Annotated in this window: 24 protein-coding genes; 21 read left to right on the top strand and 3 right to left on the bottom strand. The window is 62.8% G+C overall.

Going from position 1 to position 20,629, the window contains the following annotated elements; translation table 11 throughout:
* The first annotated feature begins 5 nt into the window (after window positions 1-5).
* The 11 genes from V473_RS16995 (at window position 6) to V473_RS16945 (ending at window position 8,601) form a co-directional block, all read left to right on the top strand.
* Window positions 6-857, top strand: coding sequence for a fumarylacetoacetate hydrolase family protein (locus V473_RS16995; protein ID WP_066607771.1), 852 nt, complete (start codon window positions 6-8; stop codon window positions 855-857).
* Window positions 858-910: 53 nt separating this feature from the next.
* On the top strand, window positions 911-1,876 hold the full coding sequence (locus V473_RS16990; RefSeq protein ID WP_066607768.1) for a VOC family protein: 966 nt from the start codon (window positions 911-913) through the stop codon (window positions 1,874-1,876).
* Window positions 1,873-2,613, top strand: coding sequence for an alpha/beta fold hydrolase (locus V473_RS16985; protein WP_082679184.1), 741 nt, complete (start codon window positions 1,873-1,875; stop codon window positions 2,611-2,613). Before V473_RS16990 ends, V473_RS16985 begins: the two co-directional genes overlap by 4 nt.
* Window positions 2,610-3,386 (top strand): SDR family oxidoreductase, encoded by a 777-nt coding sequence (locus V473_RS16980; RefSeq protein WP_066607765.1) that lies wholly within the window; start codon window positions 2,610-2,612, stop codon window positions 3,384-3,386. The genes V473_RS16985 and V473_RS16980 overlap by 4 nt, the downstream gene beginning before the upstream one ends.
* A gap of 82 nt (window positions 3,387-3,468) precedes the next feature.
* Entirely contained in the window at window positions 3,469-4,632 is a 1,164-nt protein-coding gene (locus V473_RS16975; protein WP_066607763.1) for an acyl-CoA dehydrogenase family protein, read from the top strand.
* A gap of 9 nt (window positions 4,633-4,641) precedes the next feature.
* Window positions 4,642-5,100 carry a hypothetical protein gene (locus tag V473_RS16970; protein WP_066607761.1) on the top strand — a complete coding sequence of 153 codons (459 nt, stop codon included), beginning with the start codon at window positions 4,642-4,644 and terminating at the stop codon, window positions 5,098-5,100.
* Window positions 5,097-5,486 carry a MaoC family dehydratase gene (locus V473_RS16965; protein ID WP_066607758.1) on the top strand — a complete coding sequence of 130 codons (390 nt, stop codon included), beginning with the start codon at window positions 5,097-5,099 and terminating at the stop codon, window positions 5,484-5,486. Before V473_RS16970 ends, V473_RS16965 begins: the two co-directional genes overlap by 4 nt.
* Window positions 5,487-5,505: 19 nt before the next feature.
* Window positions 5,506-6,060 carry a VOC family protein gene (locus V473_RS16960; RefSeq protein WP_242495988.1) on the top strand — a complete coding sequence of 185 codons (555 nt, stop codon included), beginning with the start codon at window positions 5,506-5,508 and terminating at the stop codon, window positions 6,058-6,060.
* A gap of 16 nt (window positions 6,061-6,076) precedes the next feature.
* A complete protein-coding gene (locus tag V473_RS16955; RefSeq protein ID WP_082679183.1) occupies window positions 6,077-6,916 on the top strand; it encodes an alpha/beta fold hydrolase in 840 nt (279 codons plus the stop codon).
* Window positions 6,913-7,668, top strand: coding sequence for an SDR family NAD(P)-dependent oxidoreductase (locus tag V473_RS16950; protein ID WP_066607749.1), 756 nt, complete (start codon window positions 6,913-6,915; stop codon window positions 7,666-7,668). Before V473_RS16955 ends, V473_RS16950 begins: the two co-directional genes overlap by 4 nt.
* Before the next feature lie 15 nt (window positions 7,669-7,683).
* Window positions 7,684-8,601, top strand: coding sequence for an alpha/beta fold hydrolase (locus V473_RS16945; RefSeq protein WP_066607746.1), 918 nt, complete (start codon window positions 7,684-7,686; stop codon window positions 8,599-8,601).
* Between the two features lie 48 nt (window positions 8,602-8,649).
* Here the strand turns inward: V473_RS16945 and V473_RS16940 are convergent, their stop codons facing one another.
* A complete protein-coding gene (locus V473_RS16940; protein ID WP_066607744.1) occupies window positions 8,650-9,174 on the bottom strand; it encodes an ester cyclase in 525 nt (174 codons plus the stop codon).
* A 151-nt stretch (window positions 9,175-9,325) separates the two neighbouring features.
* Here V473_RS16940 and V473_RS16935 point away from each other — a divergent pair, with 151 nt between their 5' ends.
* The 5 genes from V473_RS16935 to V473_RS16915 all read left to right on the top strand — a co-directional run bounded on the left by V473_RS16935 (window position 9,326) and on the right by V473_RS16915 (window position 14,430).
* Window positions 9,326-9,781: a nuclear transport factor 2 family protein gene (locus tag V473_RS16935; RefSeq protein WP_066607741.1), complete on the top strand. Its 456-nt coding sequence runs from the start codon at window positions 9,326-9,328 to the stop codon at window positions 9,779-9,781.
* A 40-nt stretch (window positions 9,782-9,821) separates the two neighbouring features.
* Complete coding sequence (locus tag V473_RS16930; protein ID WP_066608672.1) at window positions 9,822-12,158, top strand: membrane-bound PQQ-dependent dehydrogenase, glucose/quinate/shikimate family; 2,337 nt, start codon at window positions 9,822-9,824, stop codon at window positions 12,156-12,158.
* Between the two features lie 85 nt (window positions 12,159-12,243).
* Complete coding sequence (locus V473_RS16925) at window positions 12,244-12,684, top strand: nuclear transport factor 2 family protein (RefSeq protein ID WP_066607738.1); 441 nt, start codon at window positions 12,244-12,246, stop codon at window positions 12,682-12,684.
* Window positions 12,677-13,678, top strand: coding sequence for an NADP-dependent oxidoreductase (locus V473_RS16920; RefSeq protein ID WP_066607730.1), 1,002 nt, complete (start codon window positions 12,677-12,679; stop codon window positions 13,676-13,678). Before V473_RS16925 ends, V473_RS16920 begins: the two co-directional genes overlap by 8 nt.
* A gap of 26 nt (window positions 13,679-13,704) precedes the next feature.
* The gene (locus V473_RS16915; protein ID WP_066607728.1) at window positions 13,705-14,430 is read left to right on the top strand and encodes an SDR family oxidoreductase; all 726 of its coding nucleotides are present in this window, start codon (window positions 13,705-13,707) and stop codon (window positions 14,428-14,430) included.
* Here the strand turns inward: V473_RS16915 and V473_RS16910 are convergent.
* Window positions 14,427-15,581, bottom strand: coding sequence for an oxidoreductase (locus V473_RS16910; protein ID WP_066607725.1), 1,155 nt, complete (start codon window positions 15,579-15,581; stop codon window positions 14,427-14,429). The genes V473_RS16915 and V473_RS16910 overlap by 4 nt on opposite strands.
* A 134-nt stretch (window positions 15,582-15,715) precedes the next feature.
* Complete coding sequence (locus V473_RS16905; RefSeq protein ID WP_244884464.1) at window positions 15,716-15,925, bottom strand: ferredoxin; 210 nt, start codon at window positions 15,923-15,925, stop codon at window positions 15,716-15,718.
* A gap of 89 nt (window positions 15,926-16,014) precedes the next feature.
* Between V473_RS16905 and V473_RS16900 the strand changes: the two genes are divergently transcribed.
* The 5 genes from V473_RS16900 to V473_RS16880 are packed head-to-tail and all read left to right on the top strand — an operon-like array spanning window position 16,015 to window position 20,626.
* Complete coding sequence (locus V473_RS16900) at window positions 16,015-17,400, top strand: aromatic ring-hydroxylating dioxygenase subunit alpha (RefSeq protein ID WP_066607723.1); 1,386 nt, start codon at window positions 16,015-16,017, stop codon at window positions 17,398-17,400.
* A gap of 26 nt (window positions 17,401-17,426) precedes the next feature.
* On the top strand, window positions 17,427-18,005 hold the full coding sequence (locus tag V473_RS16895; protein WP_066607720.1) for a 3-phenylpropionate/cinnamic acid dioxygenase subunit beta: 579 nt from the start codon (window positions 17,427-17,429) through the stop codon (window positions 18,003-18,005).
* Between the two features lie 13 nt (window positions 18,006-18,018).
* Window positions 18,019-19,188, top strand: coding sequence for an FAD-dependent oxidoreductase (locus V473_RS16890; RefSeq protein WP_066607717.1), 1,170 nt, complete (start codon window positions 18,019-18,021; stop codon window positions 19,186-19,188).
* The gene (locus V473_RS16885; RefSeq protein WP_066607714.1) at window positions 19,185-19,997 is read left to right on the top strand and encodes an SDR family NAD(P)-dependent oxidoreductase; all 813 of its coding nucleotides are present in this window, start codon (window positions 19,185-19,187) and stop codon (window positions 19,995-19,997) included. Before V473_RS16890 ends, V473_RS16885 begins: the two co-directional genes overlap by 4 nt.
* Window positions 19,994-20,626, top strand: coding sequence for a TetR/AcrR family transcriptional regulator (locus tag V473_RS16880; RefSeq protein WP_066607712.1), 633 nt, complete (start codon window positions 19,994-19,996; stop codon window positions 20,624-20,626). The genes V473_RS16885 and V473_RS16880 overlap by 4 nt, the downstream gene beginning before the upstream one ends.
* Window positions 20,627-20,629 lie beyond the last annotated feature (3 nt).

The raw sequence follows: 20,629 nt of genomic DNA, 5'->3' as shown, positions 1-20,629 counted from the left end.
GAATCATGCGTTTGGCTAAGGTTTCGAAAAATGGGCAGACCGGTTTGGCGGTCGATACCGGGGCGGGCGTCAAGGTGCTGTTCGGCGATGCAGCGCTCTATGATCTGGACGCGCTGATCGCGCAGGGTGGCGATGCGCTGACCCAGGCCGGTGACGCGGTCGCGACCGGGGGCGAGGATGTCGCCATCGACGACCTGACGTTCCTGCCGCCACTGGTCAAGGCGCCCAAGATCCTGTGCCTGGGCCTGAACTATAAGGACCATGCCGCGGAGGGCGGTTTCCAGGTACCCGAATTCCCGACCGTGTTCGGTCGGTTCAATAGCAGCCTGATCGGCCATGGCGCCCCCATCATCAAGCCGCCCTGTTCCGACCAGCTCGACTATGAGGCCGAAATGGTCGCGGTCGTCGGCAAGGGCGGCAAGGACATAGCCAAGGACGACGCGCTGTCGCACATCGTCGCCTATTCGGTGTTCAATGACGGGTCGATCCGCGACTATCAGCTAAAGACACCGCAATGGACCGTCGGCAAGAATTTCGACGATACCGGCGCATTCGGGCCGTGGCTGGTGACGCCCGACGAACTGCCGGCGGGCGGCGCGGGCCTCAAGATCGAGACGCGCCTCAATGGCCAAACTGTGCAAAGCGCCAACACATCCGACATGGTATTCGACGTAGTCGACACGGTGGCGCTGCTGTCGACCTGCTTCACGCTGGAGGCCGGCGACCTGCTGGTGATGGGGACGCCGTCGGGCATCGGCCTTGCCCGCAAGCCCCCGCTGTTCATGAAGGATGGCGATGTGTGCGAGGTGGAGATCGAGAAAATCGGCTTGCTGGTCAACCCGATCAAGGCAGCCTGACAACGGGCGGGCGGCGGCATTGCGTCGCCGCCCAATCAGCCAAGGAGGACAGGATGAACGACAAGAGCATCGTGGGACGGCGCGCCAATGTGCTGGGCGTCCATTCGATCGACCATTTTGCGTTGGACGTGCCCGACCTGGAGGAAGCACGCCGCTTCTATAGCCTGTTTGGCCTTGACGTGCGCGACCGCGATGGCGCAATCGAACTCTATACTCGGGGCAACGCGCACCGCTGGGGCATCATCACCCAGGGGGGCACTACCAGGAAACTGCGCTATGTGAGTTTTGGCGTCTATGCCGATGAGATCGACGCCTTTGCCGCGCATCTCGATGGCTGTGGCGTGACTCAAATCGATGCCCCGGCGGGCGCGGAAGATAATGGTATCTGGTTCTACGGTTTTGACGGCCTGCCGATCAATGTCCGGGCGGCGGACAAGGCGACACCGGCGGAAAAGAGCCAATTTTCCTTTGTCAGTGCGCAACCCGGCAAGTCGGGCGCGATCCTCAACAGCCAGGCGCCCAAAGTCTATCCCCGCCGCCTGTCGCATTTCGCCATTTTCACCACCGACGTGAATGCGGCGATCGACTATTATGAAAAGACGCTGGGCCTGCGCCTGTCGGACAAGAGCGAACCGGCGGTCGCCTTTCTGCATGGGGTCCATGGCAGCGACCATCATCTCCTGGCGCTCGTAATGTCGGATCGGCGCGGAATGCATCATAATAGCTGGGACGTAGGGTCGGTCATGGAAGTCGGCCTGGGCGGTGCGACCATGGCGCGGGCGGGCTATGGACCCAATTGGGGTCTGGGCCAGCATGTGCTGGGCGCCAATTATTTCTATTATGTCCGCGACCCTTGGGGCAGTTTCAGCGAATATTCCGCCGACATCGACTTCATCCCGCATGATGTGGACTGGCCGTCGGCCAACCATGCGCCCGAAGACAGCATGTTCCTGTGGGGACCAGATCCGTTCCCGGAATTCATCCAGAATACAGAAGTTGCGGAGGCTGACCAGTCATGACCACATTCGTTTTACTCCACGGCGGCGGCATGGGCGGCTGGACCTGGAAATATGTCCGTGAACTGCTCGAAACACTGGGGCATAAGGTTTATACGCCGACCTTCACCGGCTTTGGCGAACGGTCGCACCTGATCGGCCGGGATGTCGGCAATGCCACGCATGTGCAGGATGTCGTCAACGTCTTGCGCTATGAGGATTTGCGCGATGTCGTGTTGGTCGCCCACAGCTATGCCGGGACGGTCGCGCCGGGGGTGATTGCGCAGATGGGCGATCGCATCGCCAGCGTGATCTACCTCGACGCCATCGTGCCGCATTCGGGCGAACGTATAGCATCGCTTATGGGCTATGTTCCCGAAGATCAGCTTGCTGGTCTGGACGCCATGCTGGACGCGGGCGAGGGACCAATCGGTTCTGGCGTCGATGCCATGCAGCGCGAGGCAGCCAAGACCCATCCCCATCTGATGGACCCGGATCGCGAAAAATGGCTGCTCGACAATCTGTCGGACCAGCCGATGAAGGCGACCGCCTGCGTCATTCCCGTCGGCGCAGAAACGATTGAGAAGCCAGTCGATTATATCGCGGCGGCGATAACCGTCATGACCGCGATGCACGATCGCGCGCGAGCGCTCGGCTGGACGATCCATAGTCATCCGGGCGATCATGCGCTGCTGGTGGGCGATCCCGAAGGGACCGTCGAACTGATCCTGAAAATCACAGCATCGAAGGGCGCAGCATGAACATCGATGCGCTTTTTTCAGTCCAGGGTCGAGTCGCGCTGGTCACCGGCGGATCGAGCGGCATCGGTCGCCACATCGCCACCGGTTATGCGACGGCAGGCGCCAAAGTCTATATCTGCGCCCGTACCGAAACCAAGGTCATGGCCGCCGCGCAGGCGATTAACGAAGCGACCGGCGGCACCTGCATCGGCCTGACGGCCGACCTGTCAACGCTCGGTGGTATCGACGCCCTGGTGGCGCAGGTGGCTGCGCGCGAAAACGCGCTGCATATGCTCGTCAACAATGCCGGGACCATGGCGGACGCGCCAATCGACGATTATGGCGAGGATGACTGGGACCAGGTGATCGACCTGAACCTCAAGGCGCCCTTCTTCATACTCCAGAAATTCCTGCCGCTGTTGCGCGCGGGCGGAACGGCGGAGCGGCCGGCATCGCTCATCAACATCGGGTCTGTCGGTGCGCTCAAGGTCGGGCCAAAAGAAAATTACGCCTATCAGGCGTCCAAGAGCGCGATTCACTGGATGGCCAAAGGGCTGGCCAAAAGACTGGGGCGCGACAACATCACCGCCAATGTGATCGCGCCGGGCTTTTTCGAATCCGAAATGACCGTGATCGCGTCGGACGAGATGCGCAAGATGGTGGAAGCCATGGTCCCGCGCGGGCGCGTCGGCACGCCGGAGGATCTCGCCGGGGCCGCCATCTATCTGGCGTCGCGCGCGGGCGCCTACGTAACCGGATCGGTCATCCCGGTCGAAGGCGGCCTGTCGATCTGACGGCAGCTTACCCTATAGGACGATAGGTTCTCAATGCGCCCGACTGGTGCCTAATGGCCGGGCAAAGAGAACAGGAAAGACAATGGATTTTTCGCTCACCGAGGAGCAGCAGGCGTTTCGCGATATCGTGCGCCGCTGGGTGGATGCCGAGGCACCCAAGGACTGGATGCGCACGCTGGAGGCCGACGAGGAAAATTATCCCTACGCATTGTGGGACAAGATCGCAGAGCAGGGTTTCTTCGGCATCGGCATCCCGGAGGAGTATGACGGCCTGGGCGGCGACGTCATGATGCAGATGATCTTCGCGCGTGAATTTGCGCGGACGGCGGGCGGGTTGCTCTGGGTTTGGGGTCTGACATCCTTTGGCGGGGCCAAGACGATCAGTTCGGTCGGCACCGAAGAACAGAAGAACCGCTGGTTGCGGCCGATGGCGCAGGGCAAGTTGCGGGTCTCCCTTTCCATGACTGAACCAGATGGCGGCACCGACGTGCTGGGCGCGATGAAAACCTATGCCGACAAGGTCGAGGGCGGATGGAAGCTCAATGGCGCGAAGATGTGGACGACCGGCGCGAAGGCCGCCGACCGCCTGCTCGTCCTGGCGCGCACCGACAAGGATGTCGAAAAGAAACATCATGGCCTGACCATGTTCTTCGTCGATGCCAAAGCGCAGGGCATCACCGCATCGCTTCTGCCCAAGCTGGGGATGCGCGCGATGGGATCGTGCGAGGTCCATTATGAGGATGTGTTCGTCCCCGATGAGGATGTTCTGGGGGAGCCGGGCAAAGCCTGGTATGCGATGCTGCCGACGCTCAACAATGAGCGGATCATGGTCGGCGCGCAATGCCTGGGTGCCATCGACGGCGTGTTGGAGGACGCTGTGGCCTATATGCTCCAGCGCAAGGCGTTTGGCGGCATCATCGGCCGCTTTCAGGCGCTCCAGCATTATGTCGCCGACATCGCGACCTGGCAGAAAACCACCGAATTGCTGCTCAACAATGTCGCCTGGATGCAGTCCAACGGCATGAATTGCGGCGTCGAGGCAAACATGCTCAAGATGGTCGCGACCGAAAATGCGGTGAAGGCCGCCGACCTTGGCATACAGATCATGGGCGGCATGGGCTATTCGGCGGAAACCGACATGCAGCGTTACTGGCGGGATCATCGCATCCTGCGCATGACCCCGATCAGCAACGAAATGGTGCGCAATTCGATCGCCGAAAGCCTCGGCCTGCCGCGCTCATACTAGGAAACCGCCATGAGCGATCTCGACACCCTGCCCCCCGCCCCCAATGCTGCCGGCACATCGCTGGACGGAACCGCGGTATTTACCATCAATGCGGAGGAAAACGCCGCACTGTGCCGTTCGACGGGCATCGAACCGGCGAGCGACGGCACCGCGCACCCGATCTATTATTATATCGCCACGCAGGTCGCGATGGGCAAGACCGTGGCGGGCGTATGCGAGGCCTGCGAATTCGACGTCGATGACGGCCCGATGATGGGCAGCAGCGGCGTGCAATTCGACGCCCCGCTGATGGTCGGGGCAAGCTACAAGGTGACGGGGGAAATATTGAGCCTGATCCGCAAGCGCAGCCGCAAGCTGGGCGTGATGGATGTGCTGACATACCGTCTGCGCCTGCATCTGCTGGACGGAACGCAGGTTCTGGAAACCGACAATGTGTGGGTTCTGCCGCGCAAGGAGTTTGCCGCATGAGCTATGCCGTCGGAGACACATTGCCGCCCTTCACGATCGAGAGCGTCAGCCCCGAAGCCATGAAAAAATGGGCGATTTTCCTGGCGGACCCCAATCCCATCCATCTGGATGCAGAGGTGGTCAAGGCCAAGGGGCTGGGCGACCGGCTCATCAACCAGGGACCGGCGAACGTCGCTTACATGATGAACATGCTGATGCGCGCTTTTCCCGGCGGGCGGATCAAGGCGATGGATTCACGCTTTCTGGACAATGTCTATGGTGGCGACCGCGCAACCGTGACCGGCACGGTCACAGCGATCGATGGCCAGGTGATAAGCTGCGCCTTCGCGCTGGACATAGATGGGCGCGGGACGGTCAATTCCGGCACGGCGACGATAGAAATCTAGAATTTTCGAGGAGAAGAATATGCCAAGCGGACCTTTTGCCCATGTGTGCATGGTCGTGCGTGACCTGGACACGGCGATCGTGGACTGGACCAAGATATTGCGCGTGCTGGACCCCGCCAGCCTGGAAAAGCGCCTCGTCAAATATGACGAATTTTCCAGCGGCGCCGATGCCGGCATGAAATGGGCGACCTTCGTCAACGATGGCGGTACTGAAATCCAGTTCATCCAGCCCGCTCCCGGCACGCCGATGGGCGACCGGCTCGACAAGGTCGGCGAACATGTCCATCATCTTTGCTATGCGACCGACGATGTGCCGGGCGCGATGGAAAAGCTCAAGGCCGAAGGGCTGCACCTGCCCGGCGGTGGCCAGACCTATAATGACCCCGACATGACTTGGCAGAAATGGAGCTGGGTCGGCGCTAAAAGCACGCACGGCGCCCTGATCGAGGTGGCGTCGCCCTATGAGAGCCGCAACGATGGCAAATGGCACCATGCGCCGGGCAAATTCGCCTATACCGGACCGGGCGAACATGAATGTTTCGCCGAGATCGCGCCGCCCATCGCCGCCGAATAAGCCTGACGCGCCCGGCATGATGTCCGCGACCCGGATCACCCTGCCGGGCGACGGCGTGGCGATGGTCGCGGACGCCTATGGCGACCCGGCCGCGCCGCCCGTCTGCTTCTTTCACGGGGGAGGTCAGAGCCGCCGGTCCTGGGCAGGATCGGCGCGGCGGGTCGCGCAGGCGGGCTATTATGGCCTGAGCTTCGACCTGCGCGGCCATGGCGACAGCGGGTGGGCCAGCAATGGCGACTATCTGCTGGAAGCCTATGGCCGGGATGTCGAAGCGATCCTGTTCGCGCTCGATCGTCCGGTCGCTCTGGTTGGCGCATCGCGCGGCGGGCAATCGGCGTTGGTAGGCGGATCGCGCCATCCTGATCGCGTGGGGCTGATCATGCTGGCCGATGTTGCCCCCCATATCGATGACGCCGGGGTGGAGGAAATACGCAGTTTCTTCCATGCCAGTGCGGCGGGCTTCGCGTCGCTCGATGAAGCCGCCGATGCGCTGCATCTTCACCTCGGCCAGCCGCGCCTGCCCGACGTGTCCGGCCTGGCCAAGGCGATGCGGACGGATGGCGGGCGGCTGTTCTGGCACTGGGATCCGCGCACCACATCACGGGAATTTCTGCACCCACCCTCGGAAGGTGAAGCGCTGGTCGCCGCAGCGCAGCGCGTGACTGCGCCGGTCGTGCTTGTGAGGGCCGAACTGAGCGAGATCGTAACGGACGAGAGTATTAGCCAGTTTCAGACGCTGACCCCGCAATTGGAGGTCGAGGTCGCCTATGGCGTGGGCCATATGTTCACCGGCGACCATAATGATGCCTTTGCCGACCGGCTGTTGCGCCATCTGGGCAGGCATTTGCCGCTATGAACCGGGGCGCGGCCTTGATTGTCGGCGGCACGGGCGGGCTGGGAAGCGCGATCTGTCGCTGCCTTGCGTCCGATTGGGACGGCCTGGCGATCGGCTATCGCTCCAGCGCGGACAAGGCGCAGGTTGTGATCGACACATTGGAGGAAGGCGCGAAACGCGCCATCGCCGTCCATTGCGACCTGGCTGAAATGGCAAGCATTCAAAATGCGGTCGCTCAAACCAAAGCCCGGTTCGGCGCGATCGGGACGGTGATATTCGCCAGCGGCGTCGACATTGCCCAACCCTTTGTCAGCCAGATCGGCGAGTCTCAATGGCGGCAGGTAATCGAAGTCGAGCTGATCGGCTTTACCCGCGTCGTCGCTGCCGCCCTGCCCCATTTCCGGGCGCAACGCTTTGGCAATTTCGTATCGGTGGTGTCGGTCGCCAACTATTGTTTTCCGCCCGGAGACGCGCTGTCATCGGTGCCCAAGGCAGGGATCGAGGCGCTGGGTCGTGCGATCGCGAAGGAGGAAGGGCGATACGGCATCCGCGCGAACATGGTCGCGCCCGGCATCATCGACGCCGGTCTGGGCGCCGATTTCCTCACCAGCCTTTACACGCCCGACATCTGGGAGGCGCAACGCAAGCGGATCGCGCTCCGGCACTTTGGTGCGGGCGATGATGTCGCGCAGGCCGTCGCCTTTCTGGCCTCGCAGAAGGCGCGCTACATCACTGGCCAGACGCTGATCGTCGATGGCGGTTTCAGCCTCTGATCGCAAGGAACGTCCATGCCGAAGTTCACACTGTCGCTGCCCGTCCAAACCGCCGTCGATTTCGGCGAGCCTATACAGATCGCCGCAACGCTCGCGTTGCCAGACAATGCGCGCCCCGGCCCACTCGATTTGCGCATATGCCTGCATGGCGGCACCTACAGCCGATGGTATTGGGACGCGCAGATTGCGGAGTGGCCGGGATATAGTTTCGTCGATCACTGCCTGGCGCATGGCAAGGCGGTGCTGGCGATCGACGCGCTGGGCATGGGCGACAGCAGCCAGCCGCTCCACGAAGACAGGCTGACGCCGTACTGCGGTGCGCAGGCGCATCATCTGGCGTTGAGCAAAGTGCTGCAACGGATGGACGCAGGGGAATGGGGCGCGGAATTTGCCGGGCGCGCGCGCCGGGTGACGGGGGTGGGTCATTCGATGGGCGGGATGCTGACCATCCTGCAACAGGCAAGATGGGCCAGTTTCGATCAGGTCGCCATCCTTGGATTCACGAATATCGGCCTGGCCATGAGCGACGCGGTGCGCGCGGATCTGGACGCGCGGGTCGCAGGGTCAGGCTATGGCGCGGCCAATCGTGCCGCGATGCGCGGCTATTTCCATGCTGCCGACGTGCCTGACGCCGTCATCGCGGCGGACGATGCGCAGGCTTCCACCACGCCCAACAGCTATGGGCGGCTGGCGATCGTGCCGGGCGGCGTAGCGGGGGAGGCAGCGGCGATCACCGCCCCGGTGTATCTGCATTTCGCCGACATCGACGTCAGTCCCGATCCCCATCGCGAACCGGCCGGCTATCGCGGATCGCGCCATGTCACGATGACGACATTGGCGGATGCGGCCCATTGCCATAATTTCGCATCGACACGCCAGCAAAGCTGGGCGATGCTGGACCGGTGGATCGACCATGTCGGCGCCGTCGACTGACCGCAATGCCGCCCCGATCCGCCAAAGGGGATCGGGGCGTGCACCATCTTATTTGTAGGGATCGACCGGCTGGGGCACTTCGATCACTTCGAGATCCTTGAGCATCGTCAGCACGTCCGAGATCGAATAAATATGGTCGATCTTGTCACCGCGGAAGCGCAGCCACGAGAACCACAGGACGTTGAGTTCGTTGCCGGTCGGCTGAACGCCCATATAGGGTCCGCCGGTATGTTTGCCATGATGGTGGCACAGGACGCAGATTTCGTCTTCACCCCGGCCCCACGCCTTGAGCGTGCGATAGATGCTGGGCGGGAATGTCGTGTACAGACCCTGCGGCGAGGTTTTCCAGACATGATAGGTGCCCAGGTCCGGCCGGTTGGGATTGTCATAGGTCATGGTGTCGGTGTTGAAGAATGCGTCCATGCCATCCCAGTCACCGCGGTTGATGACTTCGTGCAGGTCCATCCAGTGATTGACCATGAACGCCTGGCGATCGGTCAGCCCGGCGGTGATTTCGGCCCGCTTTTCTTTGGACAGGACGAAATCGGCTTCGGTGAACGGGGCGAGACCCATCTAAACTCTCCTTGATGCAAAATTGGCCCGCTGACCTACGCCGGCGGTAACGCCTCATCCCCTCCACAGCCAGGGTCTACACCTACCCAACGAAAGGCGGTCGGCCAACCTGCCTGTGCAATCCATGATTCTATAGAATGGAGGAGAGGTTATGACCATGACCGTGCAGGAGATGTCGGATCGGTTCGAAATACAGGATCTGATCGTTGGCTATTGCTATGCCGTGGACAGCCGCGACTGGGACGGGCTGGACCGATATTTCACCGATGACGCGGTGATCGATTATTCCGAAATGGTCGGGGTGGTCGGCAGCCTGGCCGACATCAAGCGCTTTCTAGCGCAAAGCCTGGCCCCGATCGTGGCGTTTCAGCACGCCATATCGACCACCCAATATCGGATCGAGGGCGACCGGGCGCAGACCAAGACGGTATGCACCAACCCGATGACCGTCAGCGACGGCAGCACCAGCGACACGCTGGTTTTCGGGCTGTGGTATATCCACGATTATGTCCGCACCGCCGACGGATGGCGGATCAGCCGCCTGTATGAGCAGAAATGCTATCGGATGAACGTGCCTGACTGGCTGGCGGCGCAACTACCCGCCTGATCGCACCGATCGATCCTTTGTGCTGCGCCGGGGTGCCATGATGCAACGCTTCCTCAACATCGCATTCCTATCGTCACTGACCATTACGGGCGCATCGCTTGCATGGCTGGGCGGCCGCCTGCTGCTGCTGGGCGGATCGCCATGGTATCTTGCGTCGGGGATCGTGATGGTCGCCGTCGCGCTGCTGGGCTGGCGCAGGCGGTCTGTGTCGATCCTGTTGTTCTGGCTGTATCTGGCCGCCAATCTGGGCTGGGCGACGTGGGAAGTCGGAGCAGACGGATGGGCGTTAGCCCCGCGCATCGCCATGCCGATGGGACTGGGCCTGTATATGCTGACTCCCTTCTATCGGCGGCATGTCGGGAGGATGCAGCCCCTGCCGGGCGCACGGCTGTTGTGGCCCGGTCTGGCGTTGATACTCGCGGGCGGCGTCGGGCTGGCCTTCTGGGCCGATCGGATGCCGGCGCCACGCAGCGAATTATGGGGTCCGCCCCCCGCACAGGCCGGCGATGGCGACTGGATCGCTTATGGCAACGACCGGGGCGGGTCGCGCTTTTCACCGCTGGCGCAAATCACCCCGGCCAATGTCGGCCATTTGCGACCAGCCTGGACCTACCGCACCGGGAAGCTGGGCGATGGCAAGCAGGGAACGGCGTTTCAGGTCAACCCGCTCAAGATCGGCAACCGCCTCTATCTATGTGCGGGCAATAATGACGTGATTGCGCTGGACCCGGAGACGGGGCGGCAATTGTGGCGGCATAATCCCAAGACCGATCTGGCGGGCGTCTATGGCCTGGTCTGTCGCGGCGTCACTTATTATCGCGTGCCGCAGGCGAACGGCCCATGCGCCGAACGAATATATACCGCGACGCTGGACGCACGGCTGATCGCGCTGGACGCGGCCACCGGGCGCCCTTGTCCCGGCTTCGGACGCGGGGGCCAAGTCGACCTGAGATCCGGCCTCGGCACGGTGGACAAGGGTTATTATTTCGTCACATCACCCCCCGCGCTGGTGCGTGGACGACTGGTGCTGGGCGGTTGGGTGACCGACGGGCAGAGGATCGGCGAGCCATCGGGCGTCATCCGCGCCTTCGATGCGGTCAGCGGCGACTTCGCCTGGGCGTTCGATATCGGCCGTCCCGACGATCACGGCCTGCCCGCGCCCGGCGCGACCTTCACCCCTGGCACGCCGAACAGCTGGGCGCCGATGAGTTCGGACGAATCGCTGGGGCTGGTCTATGCGCCGACGGGCAATGCCACGCCCGATTATTTCGGCGGACACCGCACCGCCAATGACGACCGCTTTTCCAGTTCGGTCATTGCCCTAGACGCCGCGACCGGCGCGGTCCGGTGGTCTTTCCAGACCACCCATCACGACCTGTGGGACTATGACGTCCCAGCGCAGCCGACGCTGGTCGATCTGCCCGGTGGGGTGCGCGGCCTGATCCAGCCGACCAAGCGGGGCGAGATTTTCCTGCTGGACCGGGCGACGGGCAAGCCGATCCTGCCGGTCGAGGAGCGCCCCGTGCCCCAAGGGGCCGTCGCGGGTGAACGAATCGCCAAGACCCAGCCCTATTCGACCACCATGCCCAGCTTTGGCGGGCCGCGTCCTACGGAAAAGGGCATGTGGGGACTGACCCCGATCGATCAGGCGATCTGTCGCATCCGTTTTCGGCAGGCGCGATTCGATGGTGACATGACGCCCCTGTCGACGGAGCATCCCACGATCACCTGGCCCGGCTATCTGGGCGGGATCGACTGGGGTGGCGTGTCGGTGGACAAGCTGCGCGGGCTGATGATCGTCAACAACAACCAGGTCGGCAATTATAACCGTCTGATCCCACGCGCGGAGGCCGACCGGCGCGGCATCAAGCCGATGAACGCGGTGCATATGGGCGATGTCGGCGGCCCGGCGGCGCAGCAGGGCGTTCCTTATGCAGCGCAGATCGCGCCATTCCTGTCGCCATTGGCCATACCCTGTCAGCAGCCGCCCTATGGCCGGATCAACGCTGTCGACATCAGGACCGGCAAGATGGTGTGGAGCCGGACTTTGGGCACCTCGCGCGACAGCGGGCCGCTGGCGCTGCCGACGCTCGTCCCCATCCCGATGGGGGTGCCCAATATCGGCGGGTCGGTGGCGACGGCCAGTGGCCTGACCTTCATCGGCGCGACCCAGGAACATGCGTTTCGCGCGTTCGATACGGCGACCGGACAGTTGCTGTGGAAGGCGCGCCTGCCTGCCGGTGGCAATGCGTCGCCCAGCAGCTATTGGTCCAGTGCCAGCGGGCGTCAATTCATAGTGATTGCGGCGGGGGGGCATGGCGCGATGCTGTCGGGGTCCAGCGATCAGTTGGTCGCCTATGCCCTGCCCAGGAAATGACGCGATAGGCGCCGATCCTATCGTTCGACGGGCAAGATCGGCATCCCCTTCCCTATGATCCGTCAGGATATAAGGGAGGATGACTATGGCGGCACATGGCAGCCTGACGCGCAGGGCGCCACTCGCAGCGGATGATGAGCGCGCGATCCATCATTTGCTGCTACGCTATGCGACCGGGATCGACACGCGCGACTGGCCGTTGTTTCGCACCTGCTTCGCACAGGATTGCGAGGCGGATTATGGCAGCTTCGGCCGATGGCGCGGCCCGCGCGCGATTACCGAATATATGGAGAGCGCGCATCGGCAGATGGGCGCGACGTTGCACCGGATCACCAACATCGTGGTGGAAAGCCGGAACGATGAAATCGTCGCACGCAGCTATGTCGACGCGGTGCTGACCGATCAGGCACATGGGGTGACGCATCGCGCGGCAGGCTTTTATGACGACTGCCTGATCCGCACCGCGGACGGGTGGCGGATCGCGCGACGCAAATTCACGATGGTGAAGGCGGGATTGAATGAATGACATTAATCGTCAGGTGATTCTGATCGCCCGTCCAGCGGGCATCGCGCAGGCGGAGCATTTCGCGATCCGGCACAGTAGGGTCGATCAGCCTGGACCGGGCGAAATTCTGGTGCGCAACCATTATCTGTCGGTCGAACCGGCGATGCGTGGCTGGATCGCGGACAGCGACAATTATGCCGCGCCGGTCGCGATCGGATCGGTCATGCGCGCGCTCGCCGCAGGGCAGGTGGTGGCGTCCGGTGACGATGCCTATCAGGTCGGCGATTATGTGACGGGATGGTTCGGGTGGCAGGATTTTGCCCGTGTTCGGACCGATCAGGTGGTGCAGCGAACCAATGCGCCGGAGATGCGTGCGTCGCTCGGCATATTGGGGATCAACGGTGTCACAGCCTTTCTGGCGCTGACGCTGATCGGCCAGCCGCGCGCGGGCGATACCGTACTGGTATCGACGGCGGCCGGCGCAGTCGGATCGGCCGTGGGTCAGATTGCGCGGCTGATGGGATGCCGGACGATCGGCATTGCCGGCGGGCCGGACAAGGTGCGCCGCTGCGTCGATCAGTTCGGCTATGACAGCGCGATCGACTATCGCGGGGAAGATGTGGGCGTGGCAGTGGCCCGCCATGCGCCGCAGGGTGTCGACATTTATTTCGATAATGTCGCAGGCGCGATCAGCGACGCCGTGCTGCCGCATCTGGCCATGCGGGGGCGCGTCGTCGCGTGCGGCACCGCGTCGATCGACCGTTGGAACCCCTGGCCGCAAGGTCCGCGCGTCGAACGGCATCTGCTGGTCAAGCGAGCGCGGATGGAGGGCTTCGTCATCTTTGACCATATGGACCGCTATGGTGATGCCGTCGCGCAATTGCGGGCATGGATCGCGCAGGGGCAACTGACTTGGCGGGAGGAGATATTGGATGGGATCGACGCTTGCCCGGACGCTCTGGCGGGAGTGTATCGCGGCGAAAATGATGGCAAGCGGCTGATCCGCCTCGTCTGAACCCCTGGACCAAATGGAGTGAAGCAATGAGCAAGCTGGCTGGCAGGGTCGCGATCGTGACGGGCGCATCGTCGGGCATCGGTGCGGCGACCGCCCATGCCCTGTCGGCGGCGGGCGCAACGCTAGTGCTGGTCGCGCGCAGGGCCGATCGGCTGGCGGCGCTGGCGGCGGAGTTGGGTGGTGATGCGCTGCCCTTCGCCGACGACATGGCCGATCCGCTCGCCCCGCAGCGGCTGCATGATGAGGTGATGGGGCGGTTCGGGCGCGCAGACATCCTTGTGAACAATGCCGGCATCCTTCATGCTGCGCCGGTCGAACAGTTCGATCTGGACCAGTTGCGCCCGATGATCGCGCTGAATTACGAGGCCGTCGTGCGGACCAGCACCTTGTTCGCGCGTTCCATGAAAGCGGCCGGGACCGGCCAGATCATCAACATATCCAGCATCGGGGCCAACATAACCGCGCCGGGCGTGGGCGTCTATGGCGGGCTGAAGCGCGCGCTGGAGGCTTTTACCGATTGCCTGCGCGTCGAACTGGCTGGCAGCGGCGTCAAAGTCGGCATCGTCGCGCCGGGAACGACCAGCACCGAAATTTTCGAGGATATGAAGGCGCGCGGCCAGGCTGCCTGGGACAGCTTCATCCCCGCGATGCAGCCGGGCGACGTCGCTGACGCCGTACGCTATATGGCGGAGCAACCCGACCGCACCAATATGGCGCGGATACAGGTCTATGCCGCCGCCGATTCGCATTAGTCCAGCGTGGCGTATGCCTCCAACCGGAACGGATCGGGCGCGCCGCCGTCGCGCATCTTGCGGACCCATAAAGGGTCCATGAGCAGCGCGCGACCGACGGCGATCAGGTCGAACTCGCCCTGCGCGATGCGGTCCGCCACCAGCGCCAGATTGTCGGTCATCACCGTGGGCTGGGCGAAGGAGGATTGCAGATCCTTGCTGAGGCCGACGCCGCCGACCGCGATGACCGGCTTGCCGGTCAGCCGCTTGATCCATCCGGCAAGACCCATATCCGACCCTTCGAACGCGGGAGTGGAAAAAAGGCGCGTGCTGGCGTCGAAAATGTCGACACCGCCGTCCGCAATGGGAGCCAGCATTGCGGCCAGTTCATCGGGCGTCTGGGCGCTGCGGGCGTCGTAATCCTGCAATTTCCATTGGGAGAAGCGAAAGATGATCGGGAAATCGGGCGCGGTCGCGGCCCGGACGGCGCGGACGACTTCGGCAGCAAAAAGAGCACGGGCGGCCGCATCGCCGCCCCAGCGATCATCCCGCATGTTCGTATGGCCCCACAGAAAGCTGTCGATTAGATAACCATGCGCGCCATGCAGCGCGATGCCATCGAAGCCGACGGCGCGGGCGTTGGCCGCGCTGCGGGCGAACGCAGCAATGATGTCGCCGATTTCGCTGTCGGTCAGCGGTGTCGAAGGATCACGCACGGCCGCCAGATAATCGGGGGGCACCATGGCCTTGTCGGTCGGTCCCCAGATACCCGATGGCCGGGCCGAGGGCGCTTGCGGATGGTAGCCGGTGCCCGGCACCCGGATGACGCCCTGATGCCAGAGTTGCGGCACGATCAAACCGCCTGCCGCATGGACGCCCGTCACGATGTCACGCCAGCGCGTCAGCGCAGCGTCACCATGCAGCACCGGCGAAGCGCCGCCGCCCATCGATTCGCGTCCCAGCGCAGCGGGATGATCGACCCCAATGCCTTCGGTCACGATCAACCCGACATCGGCGGCGGCGCGGCGCGCATAATAGGATGCGACGCCATCGGACGGTATGCCGTCGGGCGCGAAATTGCGCGTCATGGGAGCCATGACGAAGCGATTGCGCAGGCGCAGGCCCGCCGTTTCGAAAGGGGTAAAGAGCTTGTCCCTGTCGCCAGTCGTCATTTCACTCTCCCTTGCCGATCGCCTGTTCCGCGCTGGGTGCAACAGGGGCGAACGCCAACGGACCTACCCATGGACAGGTTCGTTGGGCGCGGAACAGGCAGAGCCTTTCCGCACCGGAAAGAAGGAGCAGCCGATCAGGCGTCGACCACTGCCAATGCCGCTTGGGGACAGGCTTCCGCGCCTTCGCGGGCGAGGTCTTCCATGCCTTCGGGCACAATGGCGTCATCGACATAGACAATGCCGTTCGCATCCAGCTTGTACACGTCGGGGCATATTTCGGCGCACACGCCATAGCCACAGCAGGCTGCCTTATCGATTACGATCTTCAACTTCTGGCTCATCATCCTCTCCTTGTGACGCAACATTACAACTTGAACAGATTTAGTTCAATATGTATAAAGCGACTCACGATGGATTTTCCAAGGAGAGGAAGATGCTACACAAGGCCGGGTTGACTCTGGGCGATGGAACCACGCTCGACGACCTCATCAACCGCGACATGAACGAAGTGTCGCTGCGCGTGATGAACGACAAGGAACTGTACGAACTGGAAATGGAGCGCATCTTTGCGCGCACCTGGCTGTTGCTGGGCCATGAATCGGAAATTCCCAAGGCGGGCGACTATGTCATGCGCGACATGGCCGAGGATAATGTGATCGTGTCGCGGGCACGCGACGGCGAAGTGCATGTCATGCTCAACGTCTGTCCGCATCGCGGGATGAAGGTGTGCACCGCCGAGGCGGGCAACGCCGCCGCGCATCGCTGCATCTATCATGGCTGGGCCTTCCGTTCCGACGGCAGCTTCATCGGCGCGCCGATCGAAAAGGAGCAGATGCACGGCAACAAGCATAGCAAGGACGAACTGGGCCTGAAAAAGGCGCGCGTGCATCTTTATGGCGGTCTGATCTTTGCGACATGGAGCAAGGATCTCTCGTTCGAGGACTATCTGGGCGACGCCAAATTCTATCTCGACCAGCTTTTCTGCCGCACCGACAATGGCCTTGAAATGCTCGGCCCCCCGCAGCGCTTCGTGCTGCCGTGCAACTGGAAGATCCCCGGCGAACAGTCCGGTTCGGACGGCTTCCATACGCTGACGCTGCACCGTTCGCTGATGGAAGGCGGCATCATGGGCGGCACCGCCGAGTCGATCTACGACACTGCGCCGGGCATGTATGGCGTCGATATTTCGGTGCCGCAGGGGCATACGCTGCGTTGCCTGGAAGCGGCGCAGACGTTCAAGATGTTCGCCGACATCAGCTTCGAGGGCAAGACGACCGAAGAGCGGCTGAACCTGCTGACCCCGCCGGGTGTCACCAAGGAGATGATCCCCCAGCTGTTCAGGAACCTTACCGAGGATCAGGTCAACCAGTTGGCGACCATTCCGCCCCAGGTCGGCGGCATGTTCCCCAACATCCTGATCGCCTTCATTTTCGCGCCGCGTATGGATGGCGGCGCGTCGGGTGCGCTCTCGCTCCACACTTATGTGCCCAAGGGACCGGACAAGGTGGAGTTCGTCAATTTCATCTTCGCCGAGAAGGACGCGCCTGAAGATGTGAAGCGCGACATGCTCCAGAATGCGATCTGGTCCACCGGCACGTCCGGCACGATCGAGCAGGACGATGCCGATACCTGGCCGCAGATCATGCGCAATGCGCGCGGGCATATGAGCAAGAGCGTGACGTTGAAATATCAGGCGCTCCATGGTCATGAACGGCCCGAAGGCTGGGTCGGTGGCGGTGACCTCTACCCCGGCTTTACCAAGGACGACACGCAATGGGCCTGGTGGATGGCCTATTACGACCTGATGGCCGACGCCTGAGCGACGCGAACCGAGAGGATCATAGCATGACCGTGAACTACGCGACCGCCGCCATCGACAAGACCAGCGTGATGCGCGGGCTGGTATCCACCCAGCGCGTGCCGTTGGGGTCGGAGGTCTATAACCGCCTGCTCGAAACCCTGTATGATGAAGCGGCGGCGCTGGACGAGCGCCGGTTCGACGACTGGGTCGCCTATCTGGCGCAGGATCTGGTCTATACCGCGCCGCTGCGCCTGACCCGCAACGGTCCCAACAAGGATCGCGACGTCGTGCGGACGATGAAGCATTTTGACGAAAATTATGCGTCGATCCTGATGCGGACCGGGCGGCTGTCGAAAAGCGCCTGGGCGGAAGATCCGCCGTCGCGAACCCGCCGTTTCGTTACCAATGTCCGTGTCGCACAGTGCGACACGGCGGGCGAATATGAAGTTGTGAGCTATCTTTATGTAGAGCGCAGCCGGTTCGATAACCCGGAAAACGAGTCGATCACGGCGGAACGGCGGGACGTGTGGCGACTGGTCGATGGCGTGTACAAGCTGGCCGTGCGCGAGATCATCGTCGATCAATCGACGTTGGGCATGTCCAACTTCGCGATCTTCCTCTGACGGAGTTGGGCAGGTGACAGGCTCCCCGCATATCGTGGTGATCGGCAGCGGCTTGGCCGGCTATGGGGTCCTGCGCGAGTTGCGCAAACTGGCGCCGGACGCCCGGCTTACCTTGGTGACGCAGGATGACGGGCACTTCTATTCCAAGCCCGCTTTGTCCACCGCGCTGGCCAAGGGCAAGGTCGCCGATACGCTAGTCACCACGGCTGCGGAGAAAATGGCGACGCAGTTGAAGCTGGACCTGCGCGCCGGCCGGGTTGTCGAGGCGATCGACCGGCAGGACAAGGCCGTGCTGACCACCGGCGGGCCGATCTTCTACGATCGGCTGGTGCTGGCGCTGGGGGCTGAGCCAATCCGGCCGCCGATCGAGGGCGATGCCGCGCACCGGGCGATGGCGGTGAACAGCCTCGACCATTATCGCGATTTTCGCGAAAAGTTGCCCGATGGCGCGCGGGTGCTGATTATGGGCAGCGGGCTGGTCGGCACCGAATTTGCCAATGATCTGGCCGCGACGGGCTATCGTCCGGTGGTGGTCGACATGCTGGGACATCCGCTGGCGCAACTTGTGCCAGCGGATGTCGGCTCCAGCATTCGCGACGCGCTGTCGGAGAAGGGCGTGGAGTGGCATCTGGGCCGCAAGGTGATGGCGATCCACAAGACAGATGGCGGCATCCGCGCCGAGCTGGACGATGGCATGGAGATCGAGGCGGCAGCGGTGCTGTCTGCCGTTGGCCTGCGCCCCAATGTGCAACTGGCGCAGGACGCCGGGCTGGACGTGGGACGGGGCATCCGTGTCGATCAGACTGGCCGCACCAGCGACCCGGACATTTTCGCGATTGGGGATTGCGCCGAATATCCTAGCGGGCTGGCTGCCTATGTCACCCCGATCATGGCCGCCGCACGGGCGATCGCGCCCAGCGCGCTTGGCACGCCGACCGACATTCGCTTTCCGCCCTTGTCGGTGCAGGTCAAAACGACCGCCTGCCCGGTCGTGCTGCTCCCAGCGCCGCAGGGCGTAGCGGGTAACTGGGAAGAAGCAGCGAACGACTCGATGGGCCTGAAATATCTGTTTCGCGACAGCGATGGCGCTGTCCGGGGTTATGTCTTCACACAGGAATATTGCCAGGAGCGCATGGATATGGACCGCGCCCTGAGCGAACAATTGGCGGGAGTGGCAGCGTGACGGGATTGGTGCAGGATAAGGTTGCGATCGTCACCGGCGGGGCAAAGGGGCTTGGCCACGGCATATCCCGCTGTCTGGCCCGCGAAGGCGCGTATGTCCTGATCACCGGGCGCGACGGGGCCGCGGCGGAAAAGGTTGCGGCGGAGATCAGCACCGAATTTGGCGTGCGCGCGGTCGGCATGGCCGCCGATGTCGGGGTCAAGGCCGATGTGGAGGCGATGATCGATCGTGCGGTCGCCGAATTTGGCGGCATCGACATATTGGTCAACAACGCGTCCCTGCTGTCCGACAATGTCCTGCTGGAGCAGAAAACCGATGAAATGCTCAAGCGCACGCTGGAAATCGGCACCTGGGGCAGTTGGTGGGCGATGCGCGCCGCCTTCCCGCATATGAAGGCGCGCGGCGGCGGGTCGATTGTCAATTTCTATTCCATCGACGCGCAGACCGGGGCGTGGCTACATGCCGATTATAATATGAACAAGGGCGCGATCATGGGCCTGACGCGCAGCGCCGCAGTGGAATGGGGGCGTTTCAACATCCGCACCAACGCGATCGCGCCAACCGGCATGGGACAGGTATTCGCGCAACTGGTGGAGGATGTGCCGGGCTTTCTGGACATGGCCACCGCCAGCAATCCGTTGAAGCGCGCGGGCGACCCCGAACTGGACATCGGGCCGGTCGTGCTGTTCCTGGCGTCGGAAATGTCGCGGTTCGTCAATGGCGAACTGATCAATGTAGATGGCGGACAGCATCTGCCCGGCTATGTGAGCGTTCCGCACAATCTGTCAGAGATGGAAGCCCAGACATGAAGCTGATGCCGCACACCGACTGGAGCGAAATCGTCGCCATCGATCAATCGGGCAGCGTCCAGAAGATCATGGACGGTACGTTGCGCGCGATCGCCAGTATCGGTGCGCGCCGCCTGTCGATGAGCGACATCAGCGAAAGCAGCGGCGTGTCGCGCGGCACGCTGTACCGCTATTTCGCGTCCAAGGAGGATGTGCTGGCCGCGGTCAGCGAATATATTTGCAGCAGCTTCGAAAAGGGGATCGTCGAGGCGGGGCAAAATATTGCCGACCCGATAGAGCGGTTCCGCGCAGTCATGCGCTTCTATGGCCGCTTCACCATCGAACGGTCGCCCGACGGCATATTCGAGGTCGAGCCGGCCTTTCATCTCAATTTTCTGCGCAGTCATTTCGGCCGTCACAAGGCCGCGGTGCAACAGGCGCTCGGCCCGGTGCTCGACCATTTCGAAATGTTAACCGGCAGTCGCCTCGACCGGGATATTTTCTGCGACACGCTGGTACGGCTGCAACTGAGTACGCTCATCATTCCGGCCACGCCGGAATGGCTGGCCATCTGGAATGGCGCGCCCGACCGATTGTGCGAATGGGCGTTGCAGATCGCCGGTCACCATGCCGAACACAAGAGAGGATGAACT

Source organism: Sphingobium cupriresistens LL01 (genome assembly GCF_001046645.1).
Lineage (GTDB): Bacteria > Pseudomonadota > Alphaproteobacteria > Sphingomonadales > Sphingomonadaceae > Sphingobium > Sphingobium cupriresistens.
This window is presented reverse-complemented; position numbering and strand designations above follow the sequence as displayed.

Excerpts from the sequence above, each read along its gene's own strand:
- V473_RS16945 (WP_066607746.1), top strand. The coding sequence starts at position 7,684 with ATGCCGAAGTTCACACTGTCGCTGCCCGTCCAAACCGCCGTCGATTTC.
- V473_RS16950 (WP_066607749.1), top strand. The coding sequence starts at position 6,913 with ATGAACCGGGGCGCGGCCTTGATTGTCGGCGGCACGGGCGGGCTGGGA.
- V473_RS16985 (WP_082679184.1), top strand. The coding sequence starts at position 1,873 with ATGACCACATTCGTTTTACTCCACGGCGGCGGCATGGGCGGCTGGACC.
- V473_RS16990 (WP_066607768.1), top strand. The coding sequence starts at position 911 with ATGAACGACAAGAGCATCGTGGGACGGCGCGCCAATGTGCTGGGCGTC.
- V473_RS16975 (WP_066607763.1), top strand. The coding sequence starts at position 3,469 with ATGGATTTTTCGCTCACCGAGGAGCAGCAGGCGTTTCGCGATATCGTG.
- V473_RS16940 (WP_066607744.1), bottom strand. The coding sequence starts at position 9,174 with ATGGGTCTCGCCCCGTTCACCGAAGCCGATTTCGTCCTGTCCAAAGAA.
- V473_RS16970 (WP_066607761.1), top strand. The coding sequence starts at position 4,642 with ATGAGCGATCTCGACACCCTGCCCCCCGCCCCCAATGCTGCCGGCACA.
- V473_RS16955 (WP_082679183.1), top strand. The coding sequence starts at position 6,077 with ATGATGTCCGCGACCCGGATCACCCTGCCGGGCGACGGCGTGGCGATG.
- V473_RS16960 (WP_242495988.1), top strand. The coding sequence starts at position 5,506 with ATGCCAAGCGGACCTTTTGCCCATGTGTGCATGGTCGTGCGTGACCTG.
- V473_RS16930 (WP_066608672.1), top strand. The coding sequence starts at position 9,822 with ATGCAACGCTTCCTCAACATCGCATTCCTATCGTCACTGACCATTACG.
- V473_RS16905 (WP_244884464.1), bottom strand. The coding sequence starts at position 15,925 with ATGATGAGCCAGAAGTTGAAGATCGTAATCGATAAGGCAGCCTGCTGT.
- V473_RS16925 (WP_066607738.1), top strand. The coding sequence starts at position 12,244 with ATGGCGGCACATGGCAGCCTGACGCGCAGGGCGCCACTCGCAGCGGAT.
- V473_RS16935 (WP_066607741.1), top strand. The coding sequence starts at position 9,326 with ATGACCATGACCGTGCAGGAGATGTCGGATCGGTTCGAAATACAGGAT.
- V473_RS16880 (WP_066607712.1), top strand. The coding sequence starts at position 19,994 with ATGAAGCTGATGCCGCACACCGACTGGAGCGAAATCGTCGCCATCGAT.
- V473_RS16910 (WP_066607725.1), bottom strand. The coding sequence starts at position 15,581 with ATGACGACTGGCGACAGGGACAAGCTCTTTACCCCTTTCGAAACGGCG.
- V473_RS16995 (WP_066607771.1), top strand. The coding sequence starts at position 6 with ATGCGTTTGGCTAAGGTTTCGAAAAATGGGCAGACCGGTTTGGCGGTC.
- V473_RS16965 (WP_066607758.1), top strand. The coding sequence starts at position 5,097 with ATGAGCTATGCCGTCGGAGACACATTGCCGCCCTTCACGATCGAGAGC.
- V473_RS16920 (WP_066607730.1), top strand. The coding sequence starts at position 12,677 with ATGAATGACATTAATCGTCAGGTGATTCTGATCGCCCGTCCAGCGGGC.
- V473_RS16915 (WP_066607728.1), top strand. The coding sequence starts at position 13,705 with ATGAGCAAGCTGGCTGGCAGGGTCGCGATCGTGACGGGCGCATCGTCG.
- V473_RS16980 (WP_066607765.1), top strand. The coding sequence starts at position 2,610 with ATGAACATCGATGCGCTTTTTTCAGTCCAGGGTCGAGTCGCGCTGGTC.
- V473_RS16895 (WP_066607720.1), top strand. The coding sequence starts at position 17,427 with ATGACCGTGAACTACGCGACCGCCGCCATCGACAAGACCAGCGTGATG.
- V473_RS16900 (WP_066607723.1), top strand. The coding sequence starts at position 16,015 with ATGCTACACAAGGCCGGGTTGACTCTGGGCGATGGAACCACGCTCGAC.